Source organism: Pseudomonas sp. NPDC085632, from assembly GCF_044541255.1.
In the GTDB taxonomy this organism is placed as follows: Bacteria; Pseudomonadota; Gammaproteobacteria; order Pseudomonadales; family Pseudomonadaceae; genus Aquipseudomonas.
Map to the genome: position 1 here is coordinate 58,306 of NZ_JBITSX010000033.1, position 6,420 is coordinate 64,725.

General features: G+C 58.0%; 5 protein-coding genes. 4 read left to right on the forward strand and 1 reads right to left on the reverse strand.

Translation table 11 applies throughout. From position 1 onward, the window contains the following. The first annotated feature begins 119 nt into the window (after nucleotides 1-119). Nucleotides 120-1,478 carry a glutathione-disulfide reductase gene (gene gorA, locus ACIF4X_RS19720; RefSeq protein WP_397483405.1) on the forward strand — a complete coding sequence of 453 codons (1,359 nt, stop codon included), beginning with the start codon at nucleotides 120-122 and terminating at the stop codon, nucleotides 1,476-1,478. Here the strand turns inward: gorA and ACIF4X_RS19725 are convergent. After that, complete coding sequence (locus tag ACIF4X_RS19725; protein WP_397483406.1) at nucleotides 1,475-2,491, reverse strand: DNA-binding protein; 1,017 nt, start codon at nucleotides 2,489-2,491, stop codon at nucleotides 1,475-1,477. The genes gorA and ACIF4X_RS19725 overlap by 4 nt on opposite strands. 178 nt (nucleotides 2,492-2,669) lie before the next feature. On the opposite strand from ACIF4X_RS19725, the gene ACIF4X_RS19730 reads away from it, so the two are divergent. The 3 genes from ACIF4X_RS19730 to ahpF all read left to right on the forward strand — a co-directional run bounded on the left by ACIF4X_RS19730 (nucleotide 2,670) and on the right by ahpF (nucleotide 5,995). Then, nucleotides 2,670-3,608: a site-specific integrase gene (locus ACIF4X_RS19730; protein ID WP_397483407.1), complete on the forward strand. Its 939-nt coding sequence runs from the start codon at nucleotides 2,670-2,672 to the stop codon at nucleotides 3,606-3,608. A gap of 137 nt (nucleotides 3,609-3,745) precedes the next feature. Next, nucleotides 3,746-4,309, forward strand: a complete 564-nt coding sequence (gene ahpC, locus ACIF4X_RS19735; protein ID WP_092281374.1) for an alkyl hydroperoxide reductase subunit C — start codon at nucleotides 3,746-3,748, stop codon at nucleotides 4,307-4,309. 123 nt (nucleotides 4,310-4,432) lie between these two features. Continuing rightward, on the forward strand, nucleotides 4,433-5,995 hold the full coding sequence (gene ahpF / locus ACIF4X_RS19740) for an alkyl hydroperoxide reductase subunit F (RefSeq protein ID WP_397483408.1): 1,563 nt from the start codon (nucleotides 4,433-4,435) through the stop codon (nucleotides 5,993-5,995). Nucleotides 5,996-6,420 lie beyond the last annotated feature (425 nt).

Genomic DNA, 6,420 nt, shown 5'->3' on the forward strand with positions numbered 1-6,420 from the left:
ATCGCTTTGCAAGAAAAACCCGCTTCGGCGGGTTTTTTCATTTTGCGCCCCCATATAACCGGCATTGCTTGCCCAATGGCTGACTGCAGGTATGCTGATCCCCTGCCGAGGAGATAGAAATGGCCTACGATTTTGACCTTTATGTGATTGGTGCCGGTTCCGGCGGTGTGCGCGCTGCGCGTTTTGCGGCCGGGTTCGGTGCGAAAGTAGCGGTGGCGGAGAGTCGTTATCTGGGCGGGACCTGTGTCAATGTCGGCTGTGTGCCGAAAAAATTGCTGGTGTACGGCGCGCATTTCGCCGAAGACTTCGAGCAGGCCTCCGGTTTTGGCTGGAGCCTGGGTGAAGCAAATTTCGATTGGGCGACGCTGATCGCCAACAAGGATCGCGAGATCAATCGCCTCAACGGCATCTATCGCAATCTGCTGGTCAACAGCGGCGTGACCTTGCATGAAGCGCACGCGAAGATCGTCGGCCCGCATGAAGTTGAGGTGAATGGCGAGCGCTTTACCGCGAAAAACATTCTGATCGCCACTGGCGGTTGGCCGCAGATTCCGGAGATTCCGGGGCGCGAGCACGCGATTGGTTCCAATGAAGCGTTCTTCCTCAAAGAGCTGCCAAAGCGTGTGCTGGTGGTGGGTGGCGGTTATATCGCGGTCGAGTTCGCCGGGATCTTCCATGGTCTTGGCGCCAACACCACGCTGCTGTATCGCGGCGATCTGTTCCTGCGCGGTTTCGATGGTTCGGTGCGCAAGCACCTGCAGGAAGAACTGACCAAGCGTGGCCTGGATCTGCAATTCAATGCCGACATCGCGCGTATCGACAAGCAGGCTGACGGCAGCTTGAAAGCCACCCTCAAGGATGGTCGCGAGCTGGAAGCGGATTGCGTGTTCTACGCCACTGGCCGGCGTCCGATGCTCGACAATCTGGGTCTGGAAAACACCGACGTGCAGCTCACCGACAAAGGCTTTATCAAAGTCGACGAGCAGTACCAGACCAGCGAGCCATCGATCCTGGCGCTGGGCGACGTCATCGGGCGTGTGCAACTGACGCCAGTGGCATTGGCTGAAGGTATGGCCGTGGCGCGGCGTCTGTTCAAGCCTGAGCAATACCGGCCAGTGGATTACAAGATGATCCCGACGGCGGTGTTCAGCCTGCCGAACATCGGCACGGTCGGTTTGACCGAAGAGGAAGCGCGCGAGGCTGGCCACGATGTGGTGATCTTCGAAAGCCGTTTCCGGCCGATGAAGCTGACCCTGACCGAGTGTCAGGAGAAAACCCTGATGAAGCTGGTGGTCGACGGCAAGACCGACAAAGTCCTCGGCTGCCACATGGTTGGCCCGGACGCCGGCGAGATCGTTCAGGGCCTGGCGATTGCCTTGAAAGCTGGCGCGACCAAGCGCGATTTCGACGACACGATCGGGGTGCACCCGACGGCCGCCGAAGAGTTTGTGACTATGCGTACGCCGGTCGGCGCTTAAGCGTCGTTCGGTTTGGCTGTGTCTGGCGCTGCCGCAACGGTAGCCGCCAGACGCTGGTTTTCTTCCAGGCTTGCCTGAGTCCTGTTCAATTCCTTTTCCAGTGACTGGTTGAGCAGCGTCTGCTCCTCGATGCTCTGTTTGAGTGTCTGGCTTTCCAGGGTGGCCACGCGCAAGCGTTCCTGGAGGAGGGTGCGCTCGCTGTCGACACGAGTGGCTTGTTCGAGTAATTGATCCTGACGCTGATTGCTTTGCTTGAGCTGGTCTTGCAACAGGCTCAGTTCGCGCTGCGTGCCACGGTTCTCCGTGAGCAGGCGTTCGTTGTCGCGGTGCAGTTGCGTGATTTCGTCCTGACGGACCAGTGCACTTTGCTGTGCCTGGCGCAGTTCAGCCTGAATCTGCTGCACTTGCGCTTCGTGGCGGCTCTGTTCCTGCTCGCGCTGCTCTTTGCTGGCGTTGCGATAGTGCTCGAGTGCATCGCGAGCGTGCAGGTGTTTCTCTTCCAGTGAGCGGATCTGCTCGTCCTTGTCCTGCAAGCGCAATTCAAAATCGGCCAGCGCCTGATTGAGCCCGGCATTGCGGGTTTGCTCGGTTTGCAGCATCGAGCGCGTATTGCCAAGCGCTTCGGACTCACGCGCCAGTGCTGCGCCTTGAATGTCGTGCTCGTGTTCGAGCTTTTCCAGCGCCTGGCGAGTTTGTTTCAGCTCCGACTCCAACGCTTCGCGCTGTTCCTCAAACTGTTCACGAGCCTGCTCGATAGGCTCTTGCGCCTGTTCTTTGAGGCGTTGGGCGAGGCGCGAGACGAGGGCGGTCAATTCGTCATCGATAGGCTCCGCCGAGGTTTCAATGGGCTGTGCGCCGTCATCCAGCTCTTTCAGATAGCGATGGATCGTGGTTTTCGAGCCGGTGTTGCCCATTTCGATGCGTACTGCATCGATGCTTGGGTGTTCGCCGCGAGCCAGAATCGCTGTGCGCGCGATCTGCACCAGTGCTTTGGTAATGCCGCCACGGGCCATGTCAACTCCTACGGTTTCGTACTGTGGTACATGCCACTAAAGTACGCAGTGTACCATCCTGAAAATAAAGGTAAACCTTTGAGATAAAAGACACGGGATATACTGGTATTACCCAGTGTCAGACGGCAAAATGCCTGTCTGCACCCTTCAATCAGTACGCCAGCGAGAAAATCAGCCCATGAGCGATCTGGATCGCTATCTGCAAGCCGCCACCCGTGACAACACCCGCCGTAGCTATCGCGCGGCCATCGAGCATTTCGAAGTGAAGTGGGGCGGGTTCTTGCCGGCGACGGCCGACAGCGTCGCGCGGTATCTGGTGGCGCACGCCGAGGAACTGTCGATCAATACGCTGAAACTGCGTCTGTCGGCGCTGGCGCAATGGCACAACAGCCAAGGATTTGCCGATCCGACCAAGGCGCCAGTGGTGCGCAAGGTCTTCAAAGGGATTCGCGCGTTGCACCCGGCGCAGGAGAAACAAGCCGAACCGTTGCAGTTGCAGGATCTACAGCGAGTGATTGACTGGCTTGAACATGAAGTACAAACCGCTAGAGAGCAGCAGGATCGCCCGTTACTGCTCAAGGCTTACCGCGACCGCGCCTTGATTCTGCTGGGATTCTGGCGCGGCTTCCGCAGCGATGAGCTGTGCCGTTTGCAGATCGAGCATGTGCAAGCGCACGCCGGCAGCGGTATCACGCTGTATCTACCGCGCAGCAAAGGCGATCGGGAAAACCTCGGGCAGACCTATCAGGCCCCGGCGCTGCTCAAACTGTGCCCGGTGCAAGCCTATATCGACTGGATCACCGAAGCGGCGCTGGTGCGCGGCCCGGTTTTTCGCAGCATCGACCGCTGGGGCAATCTGAACGAGGAGGGCCTGCACGCCAACAGCATCATCCCTCTGCTGCGCCAGGCGCTGCAGCGCGCGGGCATTGCTGCCGAGAACTACACCAGTCACTCACTGCGCCGCGGCTTTGCCACATGGGCACACCAAAGTGGCTGGGATCTGAAATCGTTGATGAGTTATGTCGGCTGGAAGGATATGAAGTCCGCGATGCGCTATGTTGAAATCAGCCCATTCCACGGGATGGCTCGGATTACGGACAACCCGGCTTCGTCGTAGATATCGTTTTCTTCTATTAATACGGTCAGCTAATAGCGAAAACAAATCAGCAGCATCAGGTTTGCCAATGAGCCATCCGTCGAGTGAGTGGGTAGGATTCACCCATCAACTTCATAACCACTGACGGAGAGTCATCAATGCCTATCATCAACAGCCAAGTAAAACCGTTCAAAGCTACCGCGTTCAAAAACGGCGACTTCGTTCAAGTCTCGGACGCTGACCTGAAAGGCAAGTGGTCGGTCGTGTTCTTTTACCCAGCTGACTTCACCTTCGTTTGCCCAACCGAGCTGGAAGACCTGGCTGACAACTACGCTGCTTTCCAGAAACTGGGCGTAGAGATCTACAGCGTTTCCACCGACACCCACTTTGCTCACGCTGCCTGGCACAACACCTCGCCAGCCATCGGCAAAATCGAATACACCATGATCGGCGACCCGACCCACGCCATCTCCCGCAACTTCGACGTGCTGATCGAAGACGTTGGCCTGGCTGACCGTGGCACCTTCGTGATCAACCCTGAAGGCCAGATCAAAATCGTTGAACTGAACGATGGCGGCGTTGGCCGTGACGCTTCCGAACTGCTGCGCAAGATCAAGGCTGCTCAGTACGTTGCTGCTCACCCAGGCGAAGTTTGCCCAGCCAAGTGGAAAGAAGGCGAGGCCACTCTGGCGCCGTCTCTGGACCTGGTCGGCAAGATCTAAGTCTGTGACACGCAACTCAGGGCGGTACGCCGCACCTTCTTAAGTACGCTGCACCGCCCAAAAAAATGCCCGGGCGAGATTCGCTCGGGCTTTTTTTCGCCTCAAATAAAGGAAATCGCCCGTATGTTGGACGCCAATCTTAAAGCCCAGTTGAAATCGTACCTGGAACGGGTCACCCAGCCGATCGAGATCGTTGCTTCCCTCGACGACGGTGCGAAATCCCGTGAAATGCTGGAACTGCTGAAAGACGTTGCCAGTCTTTCGAGCCAAATTACCTTGATCGACAGCGGTGACGACGCGCGCAAGCCATCGTTCTCGATCAATCGCCCGGGCGCCGACATCAGTCTGCGTTTTGCCGGTATTCCGATGGGTCACGAGTTCACCTCACTGGTACTGGCCTTGCTGCAAGTCGGCGGCCACCCATCAAAAGCCAGTGTTGAAGTGATCGAGCAGATCCGCGCGCTGAAAGGCGAGTTCAGCTTCGAGACGTACTTCTCGCTGTCTTGCCAGAACTGCCCGGACGTGGTCCAGGCGCTGAACCTGATGGCCGTGCTCAACCCGAACATCCGCCACGTCGCCATCGACGGCGCGTTGTTTCAGGACGAAGTCAACGATCGCAAGATCATGGCGGTGCCGAGCATCTACCTCAACGGTGAAAACTTCGGTCAGGGCCGCATGGGCCTGGAAGAGATTCTCGCCAAACTCGACACCGGCGCCATCGAGCGCCAGGCCGAGAAGATCAGCGCCAAGGAAGCCTTCGACGTGTTGGTTGTGGGTGGTGGCCCGGCCGGTGCTTCGGCAGCGATTTACGCCGCACGTAAAGGTATCCGCACTGGCGTTGCCGCTGAGCGTTTCGGCGGTCAGGTGCTCGACACCATGGCCATCGAGAACTTCATTTCCGTACAGGAAACCGAAGGGCCGAAGCTGGCCACGGCACTCGAAGAGCACGTCAAGCAGTACGATGTCGACATCATGAACCTGCAACGCGCCGACAAGCTGATCCCGGGCAAAAACGGCGAGCTGCATGAAGTCCGCTTCGCCAGCGGCGCGACCCTCAAAGCCAAGAGCGTGATTCTGGCGACCGGTGCGCGGTGGCGTGAAATGAACGTGCCGGGCGAGCAGGAATACCGCAACAAAGGCGTGGCTTACTGCCCGCACTGCGACGGTCCGCTGTTCAAGGGCAAGCGTGTTGCGGTGATCGGCGGCGGTAACTCCGGCGTGGAAGCGGCCATCGACCTGGCGGGTATTGTGTCGCACGTAACGCTGCTGGAGTTTGATGTACAACTGCGCGCCGACGCCGTGCTGCAACGCAAACTGCACAGCCTGCCGAACGTCACCGTGATCACCAGCGCGCAAACCACTGAAGTCACCGGTAATGTCGAGAAGGTCAACGGTCTGCGCTACAAGGATCGCAGTACTGACGAGCTGCGCACTGTCGAGCTGGAAGGGATCTTCGTGCAGATCGGGTTGCTGCCGAACACCGACTGGCTGAAGGGCACCATTGAATTGTCGCCGCGTGGCGAGATCATTGTCGATAACCGTGGTGAGACTTCGATCCCGGGCATCTTCGCAGCGGGTGACGTGACCACTGTGCCGTACAAGCAGATCGTGATTGCGGTGGGCGAGGGCGCCAAGGCTTCGCTGAGTGCATTCGATCACTTGATCCGCACTTCGGCTCCGGCTTAAGCGTCAGGCCTGAAATGAAAAAACCCATGAGCGATCATGGGTTTTTTATTGCGTGTGAAAAGCTGCCCCTCACCCCAGCCCTCTCCCAAGGGAGAGGGAGCCGACCGAGTTGTCTGGCGTTGTCCATCGACCTGAACGATCCAGTCGACTATGGAATCAGCGCCATTCGTTCAAGTCGATGAGCCTCTGCAATATCCCCGGATCAGTCTCTCCCTCCAGGAGAGGGAGCGGATCGAGATGTCCGAAGTGGGGTGTCGATCTGTAAGACCTGATCGATTATGGATTCAGCGCCATTCGTTCAAGTCGATGAGCCTCTGCAATATCCCCCAATGATCTGGTCAAACGATACTGGACACGGTTATAGGGTTTAGGTCATTTCTCATGCTGCCAAGGCTTCCATTGCTACCGGAGTCCGATATCCGTTG

Coding starts and splice junctions, on each gene's coding strand:
- gorA (WP_397483405.1), top strand. CDS start 120: ATGGCCTACGATTTTGACCTTTATGTGATTGGTGCCGGTTCCGGCGGT.
- ACIF4X_RS19725 (WP_397483406.1), bottom strand. CDS start 2,491: ATGGCCCGTGGCGGCATTACCAAAGCACTGGTGCAGATCGCGCGCACA.
- ACIF4X_RS19730 (WP_397483407.1), top strand. CDS start 2,670: ATGAGCGATCTGGATCGCTATCTGCAAGCCGCCACCCGTGACAACACC.
- ahpC (WP_092281374.1), top strand. CDS start 3,746: ATGCCTATCATCAACAGCCAAGTAAAACCGTTCAAAGCTACCGCGTTC.
- ahpF (WP_397483408.1), top strand. CDS start 4,433: ATGTTGGACGCCAATCTTAAAGCCCAGTTGAAATCGTACCTGGAACGG.